This is a genomic window from Virgibacillus sp. 7505, from assembly GCF_002272135.1.
Classification (GTDB): domain Bacteria; phylum Bacillota; class Bacilli; order Bacillales; family Amphibacillaceae; genus Terribacillus.
In genome coordinates this window covers 1-355 of sequence record NZ_NPBF01000088.1, presented here as the reverse complement: position 1 = coordinate 355, position 355 = coordinate 1, and the positions used below count along the sequence as shown (strand labels likewise).

Here is a 355-nt window from a genome sequence, read left to right as displayed (position 1 = left end):
ACTTATTTTACACTTTTTATAATACTCATTATTGAGTTACTGAACCCAAATTTACTTTCAGCATTTCACAGTTCAAATGAACTATATAACAGAATAAGGTTATTAACTACAGAATCTAGCAATACTGGAACTTTAATTGTTGTATTTTTTTCAGTAACTGTGTATTATTTCTCGAAAATAAGTATAAATAAGGCTATGTTAGCTTTAACGTGGATACTTTTCTTTGTTTTTATTATTACTAGTGGCTCTAAAGGCTTAATTAGTGGTATTTTAATAGCTTTGTTTATCTTAATAATTAGGAAAACATCTTTTAAAAGTTTTAAAGGTATTTTTAGTTTATTAATATATGGATGTG

Annotated in this window: 1 protein-coding gene; it reads right to left on the bottom strand. The window is 24.8% G+C overall.

Features of this window, described 5'->3' with window-relative positions:
* Positions 1-164: 164 nt before the first annotated feature.
* Positions 165-355, bottom strand: a 191-nt coding sequence (locus CHH91_RS20925; protein ID WP_217973768.1) for a hypothetical protein, incomplete at its 5' end; no start/stop codon positions are given.